At 71.0% G+C, this 16,908-nt stretch carries 17 protein-coding genes; 9 read left to right on the top strand and 8 right to left on the bottom strand.

What is annotated here, in order from left to right:
- Positions 1-3: 3 nt before the first annotated feature.
- Positions 4-3,867: a polarized growth protein Scy gene (gene scy, locus ACFT7S_RS05115; protein WP_382727124.1), complete on the bottom strand. Its 3,864-nt coding sequence runs from the start codon at positions 3,865-3,867 to the stop codon at positions 4-6.
- A gap of 165 nt (positions 3,868-4,032) precedes the next feature.
- On the bottom strand, positions 4,033-4,461 hold the full coding sequence (gene mce, locus ACFT7S_RS05110; protein WP_328905931.1) for a methylmalonyl-CoA epimerase: 429 nt from the start codon (positions 4,459-4,461) through the stop codon (positions 4,033-4,035).
- 134 nt (positions 4,462-4,595) lie between these two features.
- Here mce and ACFT7S_RS05105 point away from each other — a divergent pair, with 134 nt between their 5' ends.
- Together ACFT7S_RS05105 and meaB are read left to right on the top strand one after the other, a co-directional pair.
- Positions 4,596-5,798 (top strand): acetyl-CoA C-acetyltransferase, encoded by a 1,203-nt coding sequence (locus ACFT7S_RS05105; protein WP_382727121.1) that lies wholly within the window; start codon positions 4,596-4,598, stop codon positions 5,796-5,798.
- Positions 5,799-5,841: 43 nt separating this feature from the next.
- Entirely contained in the window at positions 5,842-6,801 is a 960-nt protein-coding gene (gene meaB / locus ACFT7S_RS05100) for a methylmalonyl Co-A mutase-associated GTPase MeaB (RefSeq protein WP_382727118.1), read from the top strand.
- Between the two features lie 54 nt (positions 6,802-6,855).
- On the opposite strand, the gene ACFT7S_RS05095 is transcribed toward meaB, so the two are convergent.
- Positions 6,856-7,503 carry a PepSY domain-containing protein gene (locus ACFT7S_RS05095; protein WP_382727116.1) on the bottom strand — a complete coding sequence of 216 codons (648 nt, stop codon included), beginning with the start codon at positions 7,501-7,503 and terminating at the stop codon, positions 6,856-6,858.
- A 117-nt stretch (positions 7,504-7,620) separates the two neighbouring features.
- Between ACFT7S_RS05095 and ACFT7S_RS05090 the strand changes: the two genes are divergently transcribed.
- Positions 7,621-8,283: a response regulator transcription factor gene (locus ACFT7S_RS05090; RefSeq protein WP_382727113.1), complete on the top strand. Its 663-nt coding sequence runs from the start codon at positions 7,621-7,623 to the stop codon at positions 8,281-8,283.
- On the top strand, positions 8,280-9,725 hold the full coding sequence (locus tag ACFT7S_RS05085; protein WP_382727110.1) for an ATP-binding protein: 1,446 nt from the start codon (positions 8,280-8,282) through the stop codon (positions 9,723-9,725). Before ACFT7S_RS05090 ends, ACFT7S_RS05085 begins: the two co-directional genes overlap by 4 nt.
- Before the next feature lie 67 nt (positions 9,726-9,792).
- Here the strand turns inward: ACFT7S_RS05085 and ACFT7S_RS05080 are convergent, their stop codons facing one another.
- The 4 genes from ACFT7S_RS05080 to ACFT7S_RS05065 all read right to left on the bottom strand — a co-directional run bounded on the left by ACFT7S_RS05080 (position 9,793) and on the right by ACFT7S_RS05065 (position 12,442).
- Positions 9,793-10,269, bottom strand: a complete 477-nt coding sequence (locus ACFT7S_RS05080) for a MarR family winged helix-turn-helix transcriptional regulator (RefSeq protein WP_382727108.1) — start codon at positions 10,267-10,269, stop codon at positions 9,793-9,795.
- Between the two features lie 102 nt (positions 10,270-10,371).
- Positions 10,372-11,163, bottom strand: coding sequence for an AIM24 family protein (locus tag ACFT7S_RS05075; RefSeq protein ID WP_382727106.1), 792 nt, complete (start codon positions 11,161-11,163; stop codon positions 10,372-10,374).
- Positions 11,160-11,810, bottom strand: coding sequence for an AIM24 family protein (locus ACFT7S_RS05070; RefSeq protein ID WP_382727103.1), 651 nt, complete (start codon positions 11,808-11,810; stop codon positions 11,160-11,162). The genes ACFT7S_RS05075 and ACFT7S_RS05070 overlap by 4 nt, the downstream gene beginning before the upstream one ends.
- Positions 11,810-12,442 (bottom strand): AIM24 family protein, encoded by a 633-nt coding sequence (locus ACFT7S_RS05065; RefSeq protein WP_382727674.1) that lies wholly within the window; start codon positions 12,440-12,442, stop codon positions 11,810-11,812. The genes ACFT7S_RS05070 and ACFT7S_RS05065 overlap by 1 nt, the downstream gene beginning before the upstream one ends.
- 179 nt (positions 12,443-12,621) lie before the next feature.
- Between ACFT7S_RS05065 and ACFT7S_RS05060 the strand changes: the two genes are divergently transcribed.
- Complete coding sequence (locus ACFT7S_RS05060) at positions 12,622-12,972, top strand: DUF3817 domain-containing protein (RefSeq protein WP_382727100.1); 351 nt, start codon at positions 12,622-12,624, stop codon at positions 12,970-12,972.
- Entirely contained in the window at positions 12,969-13,262 is a 294-nt protein-coding gene (locus ACFT7S_RS05055; protein WP_351275461.1) for an MTH1187 family thiamine-binding protein, read from the top strand. The genes ACFT7S_RS05060 and ACFT7S_RS05055 overlap by 4 nt, the downstream gene beginning before the upstream one ends.
- A gap of 196 nt (positions 13,263-13,458) precedes the next feature.
- Here the strand turns inward: ACFT7S_RS05055 and ACFT7S_RS05050 are convergent, their stop codons facing one another.
- The gene (locus ACFT7S_RS05050) at positions 13,459-14,454 is read right to left on the bottom strand and encodes a DUF5937 family protein (RefSeq protein WP_382727097.1); all 996 of its coding nucleotides are present in this window, start codon (positions 14,452-14,454) and stop codon (positions 13,459-13,461) included.
- 73 nt (positions 14,455-14,527) lie between these two features.
- Here ACFT7S_RS05050 and ACFT7S_RS05045 point away from each other — a divergent pair, with 73 nt between their 5' ends.
- From ACFT7S_RS05045 to ACFT7S_RS05035, 3 genes are all read left to right on the top strand, one after another.
- Positions 14,528-15,967 carry an MFS transporter gene (locus ACFT7S_RS05045; protein ID WP_382727094.1) on the top strand — a complete coding sequence of 480 codons (1,440 nt, stop codon included), beginning with the start codon at positions 14,528-14,530 and terminating at the stop codon, positions 15,965-15,967.
- Between the two features lie 9 nt (positions 15,968-15,976).
- Positions 15,977-16,486, top strand: a complete 510-nt coding sequence (locus ACFT7S_RS05040) for a MarR family winged helix-turn-helix transcriptional regulator (protein WP_382727091.1) — start codon at positions 15,977-15,979, stop codon at positions 16,484-16,486.
- Positions 16,487-16,554: 68 nt separating this feature from the next.
- Positions 16,555-16,887: a DUF3817 domain-containing protein gene (locus ACFT7S_RS05035; RefSeq protein ID WP_382727089.1), complete on the top strand. Its 333-nt coding sequence runs from the start codon at positions 16,555-16,557 to the stop codon at positions 16,885-16,887.
- Positions 16,888-16,908: the final 21 nt, after the last annotated feature.

Raw genomic sequence — 16,908 nt, 5'->3', positions numbered from 1 at the left:
CGGCTAGCCGTCGGACACCTTGCCACCCGAACGGCCGGTCGCCGTGGCTCCGGCCTTGACGCCACCGGGTGTACTTCCGTTGGCCGTCTTCCCGCCTCCTGTCGGCGCCTCGAAAGACTCCAACGCTTCGAGCACGTCCTGGACACGGGAAATCTCCGCATTGATGTCCTCGCGCCTGCGCACGAGCACATCGAGCTCCCGCCGGCCCTCGTCCACCGTCTGCTTCGCCTCCGCCTCCGCCTCGGCACGCAGCTTCTCGGCCTCGCGAATCAGGCTGGCCTTCTTGAGCTCGGCCTCCTTGAGGAGCGACTCGGCGCGCTTCACCGCGGCGATCCGGACCTTGCCGGCCTCCGAACTCGCGTCCGCCAGCAGCTCCTTGGCCTTCGCGGCGGCCTCGTCGCGCTGCTCCGTCGCCGCCTTCATCAGCTTGTCGACGCGCTCGCCCGCGGTCTTCATCTGCTCGGACGTCTCGCGGCGGGCCCGCTCGTGCAGTTCCTCGATCTCGCTCTCCAGACGAATCCGGAGCTCCTCGGCCCGTTCCCTGGTGGCGGTGGCGTCGCGGCGGGCGCCGACCAGCAGCTCGTCGGCGTCCGTACGGGCCCGCTCCACCAGGGTGTTGCCCTCGACCGTCGCCCCCGAGGTGATCCGCACGGCCTCCTGGCGGGCCGCGCCGACCATCGTGTCCGCCTGCTCCTCGGCCTCGGTGGCGGCGCGCAGCGCCTCCTCCTGGGCCTTGTTGATGAGCTGGTCGGCCTGCTCGGCGGCGTCGGCACGGCGCTTCGACGCGGCCTCGCGTGCCTCGTCGAGCATGCGGTCCGCCTCCTGGCGGGCCTCCGAACGCATCTGCTCGGCCACCGACTCCGCTTCGCTGCGCACCCGTTCGGACTCGGCGCGGGTCCGTGCCGCGTGCTCCTGTGCCGAACCGACGGTCTCCGACGCCTCCGCGCGCAGGCGTTCGGCCTCGTTGGTGGCGTCGCCGACGAGCTGGTTGCGCTGCTCGGTGGCCTCCGTGCGCAGCCGCTCGGCCTCTTCGGTGGCCTCGCGGACGAGGCGCTCCGACTGTGCCGTCGTCTCCGTACGGAGCCGTTCGCTCTCGCTGCTCGCCTCGCCGATGAGCCGGTCGGCCTGCGCCGCCGCCTCGCTGCGGATGCGGTTGGCGTCGTCGCGGGCTTCGGCGCGGGAGCGCGAGGCGTCCTGCTCGGCCGACGCGAGGGCGTCGGACGCTTCGGTACGGACCCGCTGGCTGTACTCCGAGGTGTCCGCGCGCATCCGCTCGGACTCGGTGATCGCCTCGGAGACCGTGCGCTCGGCCAGCGCCTTCGCCGCCTCGGTCTCCTCGTTCGCGACGCGACGGATGCGGTTGGCGTCCTCGGTGGCACGCTCCCGCTCGGCGTAGGCGTCGGCACGGACCCGGTCGGCCTCTTCCTGCGCCTCCGTCCTGGTCCGCTCGGCGACGTGCTCGGCGGTGGAGCGCAGCCCGGCGATCTCCTGCTCGGCCTGCTCCTGGAGACCGGCGACGGAGTCCCGTACCTGCTGTGCGGTCTGCTCGGCGGTGGAGACCATCTCGGTCGCCCGGCGGTCCGCCTCCTCGACCAGGCGCTGGGCCTCGGTCTGTGCCTCCTCGACCCGCTTGCGGGCGGAGGCGAGGAGCTCCTCGCTCTGCTCGCGGGCCCGCTCGCGCTCCTGGTCCGCCTCGGCGCGTGCGGCACCGAGCGTCTCCTCGGCCTCGCGGCGGCGCCGGTTCGCCTCCTCCTGCGCGGCGGCGAGGGCCTCGGCGGCCTCCGTGCCGACCCGCTCGGCGGCGGCTGCGGCCTCGGCCCGTACCCGGTCGGCGCTTTCCTGCGCCTCGAACTTGAGGCGCTCGGCCTCGGCGGCTGCCTCGGTGCGCAGCCGTACGGCGACGGACTCGCCCTCCGCGCGGGACTGCGCGGCGTCGGCGGCGGCTTCGGTACGCAGCCGCTCGGCCTCCGTCTCGGCCTGCTCCCGGAGGGTGCGCAGCCGCTCGGCGGCCTCCGCGCGCAGCCGCTCGGCCTCCTCGTTCGCTTCGAGGCGTACGCGCTCCGCCTCGGTACGGGCTTCGCCGAGCGCTTCCTCGGCTGCGACGACCCGCTTCTCGGCCTCGGTGTGCAGGCGGGTGAGCTCGTCGGCGGCCTCGGTCTGCCGTGCGGCGACCGCCCGCTCGGTGTCCTCGCGGAGCTCCGCCGCCGCACGCTCGGCGGCGGTCGTGGTGGACTCGGCCTGCTCCTCGGCCTCGGTCCGCAGCCGCTCGGCCTCGGCGTGGGCGCGCTCCAGGGTCTCCTCCGCCTGCTTGCGCAGGGCGGTGGCACGCTCGGTCGCCTCGGAACGGACCCGGTCGCTCTCGGCGCCCGCGGAGGTCCGCAGCTCGTCGGCGTCCGCCTTGGCCTTGGTCAGCAGTTCCTCGGCGGTGCGGGCACCTTCCTCGATCTGCTGGACGGCCTCGCGGCGGGCCTCGCCGCGGATGCGCTCGCCCTCGGCGACCGCCTCGGAACGCAGCTGCTCGGCCTCGCCGCGCAGCCTGCGCGCCTCCTCCTGCAGCTCGACCGTCTTGGCCCGGTACTCCTTGGTGTCGTCCTTGGCCGCGCCCTTGAGCTGGTCCGCCTGCTCGGCGGCCTCGCCGCGCAGCCGGTCGGCCTCGGCCTCCGCCTCGTGGCGGATACGGTCGGCTTCCTCGCTTGCCGACCTGGTGGTGGACTTGGCGTCGTCGGACGCCTTGGTCAGCACCTCCTCGGCCGTCCTGGCCGCCTTGGCGAGCTGGGCCGCGGTGTCCTCGGCGGCGGCGGTGCGGGCCGTCTCGGACGCCTCGGACGTGAGCCGGTCCGCCTCGGCGCGGGCGTCGGCGAGCGCCTGCTCGGCCTCCGCCTTGAGAGCTTCGGCGTCCTTCGTGGCCTCGCCGACCAGCCGGGCGATCTCCGACCTGGCCGTACGGGTGCGCTGTTCGTTCTGCGACTCGGCGCCGGCCAGCCGCTTGGCCGCGGCCTCCTTCGCCTCGGTGACGACCTTGTCGGCCTCCAGGCGGGCCTCGCGCAGTTGCGTCTCGGCCTCCTGCATGCGCTGCTCGGCGGCCCGGTTCAGCTCCGCGGTCTGCTGCCGGGTCTGCTGGGTCTCCGCCGTTGTCGAGGTGCGCAGTTGCTCGGCGTGGGAGGTGGCCTCCTGGGCCTGGTCCGACGCGGCGTTGATCAGGCGTTCGGCGTCCCTGCGGGCCCGCAGCAGGAGCGCTTCGGCTTCGGACCTGGCCGACTCGGCCTCGGCGCTCAGCCGTTGACGGGTCTCTTCCGCGAGCCGGTTGGCTTCGGTGCGGGCCGCCGCGAGGGACTGCTCGGCCTCGGCGCGGGACTCCTCCAGGAGCCGGCGGGCCTGCGACTCGGTGCGGGCGCGCAACTGCTCGGCCCAGGCGACGTTCTCGTTGACGTGGGACTCGACGGTCTGGCGGCGCTCCGCCAGCTCCTGGTCGAGCCGCTGGCGGCGTTGTACGGCCTCGGTGTGCAACTCGGCCTGGAGACGGGCCTGGTGCTCCGCGTGCTCCTGGAGAATCCGCTGCGTCTGGGCCCGGGCGTCACGCAGCTCGCGCTCGGCGTCGGTGCGCAACTGGTCGGCCTGGATCTGGGCATTACGGAGGAGCTGTTCGGCCTGGTAGCCGATGTCCGCGCTGTCGTAGGCGGGACGGCTCGCGAGAGCGCGCCGACCCTCGTGCAGCTTGGCACGCAAGACCTCGACCTGGTAACCGAGGTCCTCGGCGTGCTGGACGGCCTTCTCCCGGTCGGTTTTCAGCCGGTCCATCTCGGCTTCGAACCGCGAGAGATGGTCGTCTTCAGCTCGGTGGCTCTCCTGGCGTTCGTAGCCCCGCACTACGCGGTCCCATCCGTCCCCTGGTCGCAATTCTCCAAACGAGCACCGCTCGCCGGGCGAGCGGTTCCCCGGGGAATGGTGACAGATCAACGGCAGGGACGCGGCGCGGCCCCGGCCCGGCCCCGGCCCGGAACCGCCCACTCTACCGGGCCGGGTATCCGGGGGTCAGTGCTCCGTCCGGGACGTGACCAGTTCGGTGAGGACACCGTGGCAGTCCTTCGGGTGCAGGAAGGTGATCCGGGACCCCATCGATCCGGTCCTGGGCTCGTCGTACAGCACCCGTACGCCCTTCTCGCGGATGTCCGCGGCGTCCCCGTCCACGTCCGCCGTACCGAAGGCGATGTGGTGGACGCCCTCACCGTTCTTGGCCAGCCACTTGCCCACGGCCGAGTCCTCCCGGGTCGGCTCGAGAAGCTGCAGGTAGGAGGCACCGCCGTCGGACGTATCGTTGATCTTGAGCATGGCCTCCCGTACGCCCTGCTCCTCGTTGATCTCGGAGTGGAACACCTCGAACCCGTAGGTCGAGCGGTAGAACTCGACGGTTTTGTCGAGGTCGAAACAGGCGATCCCGATGTGGTCGATTCGCGTCAGCATGGAACCAGTGCAACGCCCCGTCGATGGTTACGCAACGTGCGCGCGATCACACCCGCTGCCGGATGACGGGCGCGGTACCGCTCAGTACATTCATGTAAACCCTCGTTCACTTCTCACCCCTAGGGGCCGTGGCCATGTCAGGAACGACCGGTACCACCACTTCTGTGATCGTCGCGGGCGCCCGGACGCCCATGGGCCGCCTCCTCGGCTCCCTCAAGTCCTTCTCGGGAGCCGACCTCGGCGGCGTCGCCATCAAGGCCGCGCTGGACCGGGCCGGCATCGGCGGCGACCAGGTCGAGTACGTGATCATGGGCCAGGTCCTCCAGGCCGGGGCAGGGCAGATCCCGGCGCGCCAGGCCGCGGTCAAGGGCGGTATCCCGATGAACGTGCCCGCGCTCACCATCAACAAGGTGTGTCTGTCTGGACTCGACGCGATCGCGCTCGCCGACCAGCTGATCCGCGCCGGTGAGTTCGACATCGTGGTGGCCGGCGGCCAGGAGTCCATGACGAACGCGCCGCATCTGCTGCCGAAGTCCCGCGAGGGCCACAAGTACGGTGCGATCGAGATGCTCGACTCGATGGCGCACGACGGCCTGACCGACGCGTACGAGAACATTCCGATGGGCCAGTCGACGGAGACGCACAACACCCGCCTCGGCCTGAAGCGCGCGGAGCAGGACGAGATCGGCGCCCTGTCCCACCAGCGTGCCGCCGCAGCCCAGAAGAACGGCATCTTCGAGGCCGAGATTACCCCGGTCGAGATCCCGCAGCGCAAGGGCGACCCGGTCCTCTTCTCCAAGGACGAGGGCATCCGCGCCGAGACGACCGTCGAGTCGCTCGGCAAGCTGCGCCCGGCCTTCGCCAAGGACGGCACGATCACCGCGGGCACCTCCTCGCAGATCTCCGACGGCGCCGCCGCCGTCGTCGTCATGAGCAAGGCCAAGGCCGAGGAGCTCGGCCTGGACTGGATCGCCGAGATCGGCGCCCACGGCAATGTGGCGGGCCCGGACAACTCGCTCCAGTCGCAGCCGTCCAACGCCATCCGGCACGCCCTGAAGAAGGACGGCCTGGAGGTCGAGGACCTCGACCTGATCGAGATCAACGAGGCGTTCGCGGCCGTCGCCGTCCAGTCGATGAAGGACCTCGGCGTCACGTCCGACAAGGTGAACGTCAACGGCGGCGCCATCGCGCTCGGTCACCCCATCGGGATGTCCGGCGCCCGCGTAGTACTGCACCTCGCCCTGGAGCTGAAGCGCCGCGGCGGCGGCACCGGTGCCGCGGCGCTGTGCGGCGGCGGCGGTCAGGGCGACGCGCTGATCATCCGCGTCCCCAAGTAGAGGTATCCAGGTAGCGACAGCCCTACGAGTGAACGGAGCGGTGATGGTGGACGTCCCCACCCTGGTCGAGCAGGCGCGGGAGGGCAGGCCGCGGGCCGTGGCCCGGCTGATCTCCCTCGTGGAGGGGGCTTCGCCGCACCTGCGCGAGGTGATGGCGGCCCTGGCACCGCTGGCCGGGAACGCGTACGTCGTCGGCCTCACCGGCTCGCCGGGTGTCGGCAAGTCGACATCGACGTCGGCGCTGGTCTCCGCGTACCGGCGGGCCGGGAAGCGGGTCGGCGTCCTTGCCGTCGACCCGTCCTCGCCGTTCTCCGGGGGCGCGCTCCTCGGCGACCGGGTCCGGATGTCGGAGCACGCGTCCGACCCGGGCGTCTACATCCGTTCCATGGCCACCCGCGGCCATCTCGGCGGCCTCGCCTGGTCGGCCCCGCAGGCGATCCGGGTGCTGGACGCGGCGGGCTGCGACGTGATCCTCGTGGAGACGGTCGGCGTCGGTCAGTCGGAGGTGGAGATCGCCTCCCAGGCCGACACCTCCGTCGTCCTGCTGGCGCCCGGCATGGGCGACGGCATCCAGGCGGCGAAGGCCGGAATCCTGGAGATCGGCGATGTGTACGTCGTCAACAAGGCCGACCGGGACGGCGCCGACGCCACCGCCCGCGAGCTCAACCACATGCTGAGCCTCGGGGAGACCCGGGGTCCCGGCGACTGGCGCCCGCCGATCGTGAAGACGGTCGCGGCCCGGGGCGAGGGCATCGACGAGGTCGTCGAGGCGCTGGAGAAGCACCGGGCGTGGATGGAGGAGCACGGGGTGCTGACCGCGCGGCGCACCGCGCGTGCGGCCCACGAGGTCGAGACGATCACGGTCACCGCTCTGCGCGAGAAGATCGCCGATCTGCACGGCGACCGCCGTCTGGACGCGCTCGCCGAGCGCATCGTGGCGGGCCGGCTCGACCCGTACGCGGCGGCCGACGAGCTGGTGGCAGGACTCACCAGCCGCGAGTGATCCGCTGAACGGTTCCGGGGCGGCGTGCGGGCCGGTCCGGAACCGTGGGGCGGATCAGTGGTCGTGGTCGTCGTTCCAGTCGTCCTGGTCGTCCTGGTCGTCGTCCTGGTCCACCGTGACCTTTCCGTTCCTCGCGTCGACGGTCAGCTCGTAACCCCTGCCGTCCTTGCCCTCGATGTCGACGTCCCAGCGCAGCGCGCCGCTCCGGCGGTCGTCATCGGCGTCATCGTCGTCGTAGTCCAGCTCGACGGACGTCACCGTGCCCGGCCGTTCCGCGAGTGCGGCGTCGACGGCGGCGTTCAGGGAGACGGCGGCGGACCTGGGAGCGTGCCGGTCGCGGTCGTCGTTGTCGTCGTCCTCGCGGCCGGCGAGCACCTTCGCCTTGAACCCTTCCACGGTCACGTCGTGCCACACCTTGTCGGTGCCGTATACATCGAGCTCCCAGACGAGCCGGTCGTCGTCGTCCTCGTCGTCCAGCTCGGCGTCGGTGACCATGCCGGGGACGGCCCTGAGCGCGGCCGCCGTGGCCTCGTCGACGGTGATCACCGTGCCGGTGCTCCCCTTGGCCCCCGTGCTCTTCGTGCCCGTGCCCGCGCTCGTACCGCTGCGGTCGTCGTCGTCCGCGAAGGCGGCGGTGGCGACGGCTCCGCCGCCGACGAGTACGGCCGCGGTGACCGCTGCGATGGCGATGTTGCGCTTCATGTGGGTCCCTCCCCGAGTGCTGTCCGGTTCGACATGAGCCACATTGCCGGAGCGATGCTGAACGCAGCCTGAAGCCACCTGAAGGCGTCTTCAGGTGGGGTTTGCGACTCTGTGCGTATGCGCCTGTTGATCGTGGAGGACGAGAAGCGGCTGGCGATGTCCCTGGCCAGGGGACTCACCGCCGAAGGATTCGCCGTGGATGTCGTGCACGACGGCCTCGAAGGGCTGCACCGGGCGGGGGAGGGGACGTACGACCTCGTCGTCCTGGACATCATGCTGCCCGGCATGAACGGCTACCGGGTCTGCGCCGCCCTGCGTGCCGCGGGCCACGAGGTGCCGACCCTGATGCTGACCGCCAAGGACGGGGAGTACGACGAGGCGGAGGGGCTCGACACGGGCGCCGACGACTATCTGACCAAGCCGTTCAGTTACGTCGTGCTGGTCGCCCGGATCAGGGCGCTGCTCCGCAGGCGCGGCAGCGGCTCCCCCTCGCCCGTACTGACCGTCGGCTCCCTTCGCATGGACACCGCCGCCCGGCGGGTGCACCGGGACGAGGACGAGATCGCGCTGACCACCAAGGAGTTCGCCGTGCTGGAGCAGCTTGCCCTGCGGGCGGGCGCGGTGGTGAGCAAGGCGGACATCCTGGAGCACGTGTGGGACTTCGCCTACGACGGCGACCCGAACATCGTCGAGGTGTACATCAGCGCCCTGCGGCGCAAGCTCGGCGCGGCGGCCATCCGTACGGTACGCGGCGCGGGCTACCGGCTGGAGGCGCTGTGAGGTCCGTACGGGCCAGGGCGGCGGTGGGCGCCACGCTGGTCGTCGCCGTCGCACTCATCGGCGCCGGGCTCGCCGTGCTCCTCGTCCTGCGCGCCAACCTCATCGACCGTGCGGACCTGGAGGCGGAGGTGGCCGCCCGCGAGGTGGCCGGGCAGCTGGCCCTCGGCACGCCGTACGACGAGCTCGACATGGGGGACGAGGAAGCCCACCCGGTCCAGGTGACCGATGACGACGGGCGGCTGGTGGCGGTCTCCAAGGACCTGGAGGCGGTCTCCGGGACAGGTACGGAGCAGGTCACCCTGGTCCCTTCGGCGCCGGCGCGGGCGTCCGGGGACGATGACGACGACGGTGACGACGGGGATGACGACGACAGCCGCGACGACCCGGGCCGCCGCGAAGTCTCGTCCGACGAACCGGACTTCACCAACGGCACGGCCGCGGTCGACGGCGAGACGGCCGACTACCGGTTCGCCGCCGTCGAGGCGACGACATCCACCGGGCTGACCCTGACGGTCCACGCGGGCGCCCCGCTCGCGGCCGAGCAGGAGGCCGTGAGCACCGTGCGCGGCGCCATGCTGACGGGACTGCCCGTCCTGCTGCTCGTCGTCGCCGGAGTGACCTGGCTGGTGACCCGACGCGCGCTGCGCCCCGTCGAGGGCATCCGGCGGGAACTGGCCGCGATCACCGCGTCCGAGGACCTGGGCCGCCGGGTGCCGGAGCCCGGTTCGCGCGACGAGATCGCCAGGCTGGCCCGTACGACCAACGAGACGCTGACCGTGCTGGAGGCCTCGGTGGGCCGGCAGCGGCGCTTCGTCGCGGACGCCTCGCACGAGCTGCGCAGCCCGATCGCCTCGCTGCGCACCCAGCTGGAGGTGGGCGCCGCGCATCCGGAGCTGCTGGACGTGCCGGGGGCGGTCGCCGACACCGTACGGCTTCAGGATCTGGCAGCCGATCTGCTGCTGCTGGCCCGTCTGGACGCGGGGGAGCGGCCGGGGCGTGCGACGGTGGATCTGGGCGCGCTGGTACGCGAGGAGGTGTCACAGCGCACGGGTGACCGGATTCCGGTCACGGTGTCCGTGCCGGACGCCGGCTCGCTCGCAGTGAGCGGTTCGCGCGGACAGTTGGCCCGGGTGATCGGCAATCTTCTGGACAACGCGGAGCGGCATACGGAGCGCTCGGTCACCGTCACGGTGAGCGCGGAGCGGGGCGCGGTGCTCGTCGATGTCACCGATGACGGGGCGGGCGTGCCGGAGGAGGAGCGGGAGCGGATCTTCGAGCGGTTCGTGCGGCTGGACGACGCGCGCAGCCGGGACGACGGCGGGGCGGGCCTGGGTCTCGCCATCGCGAGGGATGTGGCAGCCCGCCACGGCGGCACGCTGACGGTGGACGAGTCGCCGGAGGGCGGCGCGCTGTTCCGCCTCCGGCTGCCCCGGTCCACCTGAACGCCTTGTCCTAGTAAGCGCCGGACTTGATTTTCAAGCCCGTCCGGCGCTTAGAGGACAAGAACTGTTACGGCTTCCCGCGCCGCCCGCGCAGGTGGTCCGCGATCGGGGCCAGCGCGGCGTGCAGCTCCGCCAGCGCCTCCGGGGACAGCAGGTCCATGAAGTGCTTGCGTACCGACGCGACATGGTGCGGCGCGACCTTCTGCATGGTTTCCGCGCCCAACTCCGTGAGTACCGCATACAGCCCGCGCCGGTCGGACTCGCAGTTCTCGCGGCGGACCAGGCCCGCGCTCTCCATGCGGGTGATCTGGTGCGAGAGCCGGCTCTTGGACTGCAGCGTCGACGCGGCGAGGTCGCTCATCCGCATGCGCTGGTCGTCGGACTCCGACAGGTTGACCAGGATCTCGTAGTCGTTGTTGGTCAGGCCGAACGGCTGGAGGTCCTTTTCCAGCTGGTGCATCAGCAGCCTGCTGACGTCCAGGTGGGTGCGCCAGGCGCACTGCTCAGCGTCGCTCAGCCAGCGAGTGGCCGTCTCGGTCTCCATGTATGGATTCTACCTAAGAAGTTGAAAGCCGGACGAAATGTGAGGGTGTGACGCCCGGCACGCGCGCGCAGACGTTCGATGTCACACTCCGCAGACTACCGCTCACAACCCGAAGCGACGCTGGAGGTCCCCCAGCTGGCCGGGCAGACGGGGCGCGGAGCCATGTTGACCCGCCCCACCCGCACCGGGGGAGTGCTGCCCGCCACCCGGCACCCCGGCCTGCTGCGGCACCACGCCCGTCGCCTGCTCGGCCATCAGCACCTCGGTCGACTGGAGCAGTACCGTCCCCGTCCCGACGAACTCGAACTGGTGCTCCTCGCCCGAGGCCCCGCCGATCCCCGTCAGCGACCGCAGCCCGCCCATCACGCCCGACATGTAGCCGTGGTCGTAGTGGTGGCAGGGCGAGGGGCAGTCCGCCCAGCCCACCAGCGCCTGCGGGTCGACCCGCATCGGCGGCTCCATGAAGACCACGGGACCGTTGGACGCGGCCACGAACTTCCCCGTGCCGATCAGCGTGACGAAGCCCGGCACGATCGACTGCTTCAGCGCCAGCGTCGGCTGGTAGGCCAGCAGATTGCCTGAGCGGATCGTCAGATTCCCGTTCTCCAGGTCGAACGAGTTCACGTCGAAGGCCCGGTCCGCGAGCAGCATCTTGCCGCTGCCCTCGGCCACCACCCAGTCGCTCGCGTGCAGCGGCGAGTGGAAACTCGTACGGATCAGGCGCTCGAAGCGGCCGTGCCCGATGCCGTTGAACTCGATGTGCCCGTAGTAGGCGATCATCTTGCCCTTCTGCAGGAACCACTGGCTCCCTTTGAGCTCCACGCAGAAGGTGTACGCGTTGACGTTGTCGTCCGACGGCAGGGTCATCGGGTCGTGGATCACGGGCGTGCTCAAAGTTTCTCCTCCGACGCCTGGACGTACACCGCACCATTGCCGCTGAGCTCCAGCTGGAACGCCTCGCCGGAGCCGCGCCCCACCATGTCGCGCCAGCCGAGCGCGGTGGAGAGCTTGTTGCGTACGTCGCCGTGGTGGGCGACGTACGCCTGCGGGTCCACGTGCACCTCGCGGCCCGGCGTGATCGGCAGCTCGATCACGCCGCCGTGTGCCATCACCGCGACGGAGCCGTGGCCCTTGAGGCTCGTGGTGAACAGGCCCTGCCCGGTCACCTGGCCGCGCACCATGCCCATGACCCCGCCCTGCGAGCCCATGAACATCGTGCTCTGCTGGAGCGTCCCGTCGAACGCCAGCAGCCGGTCCGCCTCCACATAGAGGGTGTCGCCGGTCAGGCTGATCACCTGGATGTGGTGGCCGCCGTGGCCGAACATCACCGTGCCGCTACCTTCGACGGTCATCAGCGGGGTCGCCTCGTTGGCCACCCGCCGGCCGATCATCGAGGCCAGGCCGCCCTGACCTCCCTGGATGTTCGGGGTGAACGAGACGTCGCCGCGGTAGGCGAGCATCGCGCCCCGCTGGCTGTACATCTTCTGGCCCGGGACCACCGTGGCCTCGACCATCTTCGAGTTGATCTCTCGGAACGGCATCAGACATCGCCTCCGAGGGTGTTGCGTTCGCTGGGCTGCACGTAGACCAGGCCCTCGCCCTCGAAGCGGATCTGGAAGGACTCGCCGGAACCCTCGCCCATCAGTGTGCGGAAGTTCACGCCGGACTGGAAGTGCTGCTGGAGGTTGCCCTGATGGGCGATGTATGCGCCGGGGTCGACGCTCAGCGGGTACTGGGTCGTCACCCGCAGCACCACCGCCGTGCCGTCCGACATGATCGCCGCCTGGCCGGTGCCCTCGACGGTCGTGGTGAACAGGCCGTTGCCGCTCGCCCCGCCGCGCAGGCCGGTGAAGGTGGTGCCGGTGCGCAGCCCGGCGTCGGTGGCCAGCAGATTGCTCGCCTCGACGTACAGCTTGTCGCCCCGCAGGGTGACCAGGCTGATCTCGCTCGCCCGGTCCGCGAAGTAACAGGTGCCCTGGCCCGTCACCTCCATCATGGTCATCTGCTCGCCGGTCAGCCGGCGGGTCACCATGCCGCGGATGCCCTCACCGCCGCCGGACATCTTTTTGAAGGCCATCCGGCCGTCGTACGCGACCATCGAGCCGTTCTTCGCCTTGACGCCGTCGCCCGTGAGGTCGACGGCGAGCGTCTTGCCGCTTTGGAGCCGGAACATTGCCACGGTGTGACGGTAGCGGGTGGGGAGCGGGGCGGACAGGGCCCCCCTTGTGTCCTTATATCCCCCGAGGCGCGAAACCGCCCCCGCCGCCGGTGCCCGAAGCGGCCGATGCCACAATGGGTCCGCTTGTGCCTGCGTTCACAAGCCGTCACCGTCCTCCCACCGAAGGTGCCCCCGTGGACATCAAGACCGCTACCGCCCTGCACCGGCTGCGCCTCATCTCGATTCCCGAGGCGCTCTCCTTCCCGGCTCTCATTCTCTTCGGCTCGGTCCTCAGCCGAGTCTCCGACATCGACTTCCTGATGAAGCCGCTCGGGATCCTGCACGGCGTGCTGTTCGTGATCTACGCCGTGCTGCTGCTGGACGTGTGGGTCAAGGCCAAGTGGCCGCTGAAGCGCGTCGCGCTGTTCTTCCTGCTCGCGCTGCTGCCCTTCGGCGGGCTGTACGGCGACAAGCTCATCAAGCGCTACGAGTCCGACGGCGTCATCGCCGACCGGGCCCGTCGTGAAGGCAAGGTCAGCGCATGATCGTCGCCTTCTCGGTCTCCCCGGTCGGTGTCGGCGAGGACGTCGGCGAGTACGTCGCCGACGCGGTGCGCGTGGTCCGCGAGTCCGGGCTGCCCAATCGCACCGACGCCATGTTCACCTCCCTCGAGGGTGAGTGGGACGAGGTCATGGATGTCGTCAAGCGGGCTGTCGCCGCGGTCGAGGCACGCGCCGGACGCGTCTCCCTGGTACTGAAGGCCGACATCCGTCCGGGCGTCACCGACGGCCTGACATCCAAGGTCGAGACGGTGGAACGGCACTTGGCGGGCTGACGCCCCGTCCGCGTCACACAGCTCCGCGTTCACCCGAGAGGCCCCCGCCGTCATACGGCCGGGGGCCTCTCGCGTTCCGATTCGACTACGACACCCGCAGCCGGCTCGCGGGTCCGCTCACGGAACAGTGGCGCACGGGCAGGCGAGGGCACAGGCGTAGACGGTTGCACGAGCGGGAGCAATCGTGTCATGACGGTCACGCTGAGTGGTGGTCCGGCACCGCCAGCGCGATCCCGAGCGGCGTGCGCACGTACAGCACCTGATGTCCGTACCGCCTGGAGGTCAGCAGCCCGGCCGCGCGCAGCACCGACAGATGCTCCGATACGGAGGAGGGGGCGAGGGAGAGCCGGTGTGCCAGCGCGCTCGTCCCGGCCGGCTCGTCGAGTGCGCACAGCACGTCCGCGCGGGCCCGGCCGAGGAGCCGGGCGAGGGTGGCGGGGGTACGTTCGCCGGCCTCCGTCCACAGTCCGCCGATGCCGCGGGCCGGGTAGATGACCGCGGGCTGCCAGGGTTCCTCGTACCCGCCGACCACCTCGGGCCAGACGAAGACGCTCGGCATCAGGACCAGTCCCTGGCCGCCCAGGACCCGGGTGTGGTTTCCGTTCGTCCCGATGACCGTGAGGGTGGAGTCCGTCCAGTGCAGCCGCGGACTCACCTCACCGAGCAGCCGCTCGAAGCCGACCTCGGCGAGGCGGCGCGAGTGGTAGGAGATGTCCGCCTCCAGCAGCGCGCGCAGCCGTGGCCAGTGCGGCTCGACCAGGACGTGCCAGGCCTGCTCCAGCAGGTCGGCCAGCTCCTGGACGGCCCGGGCGGGGTCGGCCAGCAGCCGCCGCCCGACGGCGGATTCCAGGCCGCCGGGCCGGTCCGCGAGCGCCAGTGCCATGTCCTCGCGGGCCATCGCGGGGTCGACCGCGCGGACCTGTGCGATCTCCTCGTCGAAGAGGGTGACGGGGCCGCGGGGTGGCAGGGAGATGAAGTCCGGGTTGTGCCCGCGGTCCGGCATCAGCAGCCAGAGCGGTGACAGGTCCAGCGTCGCGGCACTCTCGCGGATGCGGCGCAGCCAGGGCAGGTGGTAGCCGTGCTGGCCGGGGCGGGAGAGGAGGCGTACGGCCGCCTGGGTCTCCCAGAGCGGCGAGAGCGCGAACCGGCAGCGGAGCAGGTCGCTCTCCTCGAAGTGCAGATGGAACGGCACGTGCCTCCTCCCGGACTTTCGGCGTCAGCCGAAAGTCTACGGAAGCGCGGGTCCGCCCCCGCAAGCTGCGTCCATGCCGAGCGACACCGACACCCCGGCGGGCAGCCCCCGCGACCAGCCCGCCTCCGAGGTGCCGCCCCCGGCCCCGCTCCCGGAGCGCACCGCCCATCCCGACCCGGGCCCCGCGAAGGCGCTCCGGGAGCCCCCGCAGCCGACGCCCGACGCGGACCCGCCGGCGTCGGAGACCGCCTCCCAGAGCTATGCGGCCGTGTTCGCGGTGCGGGAGTTCCGGGCCGTGTTCGCCGCACATCTGCTGTCCCTGCTCGGTGTCGTGGTCAGCGAGCTGGCCCTGACCTTCCTCGTCTACGACCTCACGGGCTCGCCCCTGCTCAGCGCCCTCACCTTCGCGCTCGGCTTCCTCCCGTACCTCGTCGGCGGCACGCTCTTCGCGGGGGTCGCCGACCGCTACCCGGCCCGCCGGGTCCTTGTCACCTGTGACCTGATCTGTGCCGCCTGCGTCGCCGTCATGGTGGTGCCGGGCACACCCGTCGCCGGGCTTCTCGTCCTGCGCTGTCTGGTCGCCGCCGTGTCACCGGTGTTCACCGGGACCCGGATGGCCGCCCTCACCGACATCCTCGGCGAGGGAGACCTCTACGTACTGGGCCGCTCGCTGCTCCGGATCGTCTCGCAGAGCGCACTGCTCATCGGCTTCGGCGTGGGTGGTGTCCTGCTCGCCGCGCTGACACCGCGCGGGGCGATCACCATCACCGTGGGCACCTTCCTCTGCTCGGCACTGCTCCTGCGCTTCGGCACCCGGGACCGGCCCGCCCGCACGGGCGGCGAGGGCGGCGGCGCCCTCCTGAAGGACTCGCTCTCCGGCGCCCGGATCGTCCTCGCCGACCGCAGGATCCGGGCCCTGATGCTGCTCTTCTGGGTGCCCACCATGTTCGTCGTCGCCCCGGAGGCGCTGGCCGCCCCGTACGCGGACGCGATCGGCGTCGGCCCGGCTGCCCTCGGGCTGATGATGTGCGCCATGGCGGTCGGTCACATCGGCGCGGAGCTGTACGCGGGTTCCGTGCTGAGCCCCCGTATCCGCTCCCGGATCGTGCTGCCGGTCGCGGCCTTCGGACTCGTACCCCTGGTGCTGTACGTGGTGCGCCCCGACATGGCCCTGACCGTCGTCTCGCTCGTGCTGACCGGCATGGGGGCGGCGTACGTCATCGGCCTCGACCAGTGGTTCGTCGACGCCGTGCCGCAGGAGCTCCGGGGGCGGGCCATGACCCTGCTCACGGCCGGGCTGATGACGGTTCAGGGCATCGGGATGGCACTGGCCGGGCTCGCGGCGGAGTTCTTCCCGGTCCATCAGGTCGTCGCGGCATCCGGAGTGATCGGTACCGCTTGCACCCTCCTGCTGATCGTCGAGGTGCGCAGAACCGCCCCTCGAACGGCTTCCGAACAAGAGTCCGATATCGAAGTTCGAGACGGGGCTGACCGGCATGTGACCAGTGGGTAAGGTCGTGCCGTGCCGAAGCCGCTCAGCCTTCCCTTCGATCCGATCGCCCGCGCCGACGAACTCTGGCAGCGACGCTGGGGACCCGTGCCCTCGATGGGTGCGATCACCTCGATCATGCGGGCGCAGCAGATCCTGCTGGCCGAGGTCGACGCGGCCGTCAAGCCCTACGGGCTGACCTTCGCGCGCTACGAGGCGCTGGTGCTGCTCACCTTCTCCCAGGCCGGCGAGCTGCCGATGTCCAAGATCGGCGAGCGCCTCATGGTGCACCCCACCTCGGTGACGAACACCGTGGACCGGCTGGTCAGGTCCGGTCTGGTGGACAAGCGCCCCAACCCGAACGACGGCCGCGGAACGCTCGCCTCCATCACGGACAAGGGCCGCGAGGTCGTCGAGTCGGCCACCCGGGACCTGATGGCCATGGACTTCGGTCTCGGGGCGTACGACGCCGAGGAGTGCGCCGAGATCTTCGCGATGCTGCGTCCGCTGCGGGTGGCGGCCAAGGACTTCGAGGACAAGTAGGACCGACCGGCTAAGTCGCGCCCGGGCCGCTGCAAGATCGCCCCGGACCTCGGGCTACGCTCATTGGCATGAAATCCAGCGTGCTGACCCGCTATCGGGTGATGGCCTATGTCACCGCCGTCATGTTGCTGATCCTCTGCGTCTGCATGATCTTCAAATACGGATTCAAGACGGGCGAGGACATCACGCTCGTGGTCTCGCAGGTCCACGGTGTCCTCTACATCATCTACCTGGTCTTCGCCTTCGACCTCGGTTCCAAGGCGAAGTGGCCGATGGGCAAGCTGCTCTGGGTGCTGGTCTCCGGCACCATCCCGACGGCCGCGTTCTTCGTCGAGCGCAAGGTTGTCCGCGGGGTCCAGCCGCTGATCGCCGGGGCCTCTGCCGAGTACGCCAAGGCCTGATCCGCACCACCCCCGCACCGC

Origin of the sequence: Streptomyces sp. NPDC057136, from assembly GCF_042670885.1 — a bacterium.
GTDB lineage: Bacteria > Actinomycetota > Actinomycetes > Streptomycetales > Streptomycetaceae > Streptomyces.
This window is presented reverse-complemented; position numbering and strand designations above follow the sequence as displayed.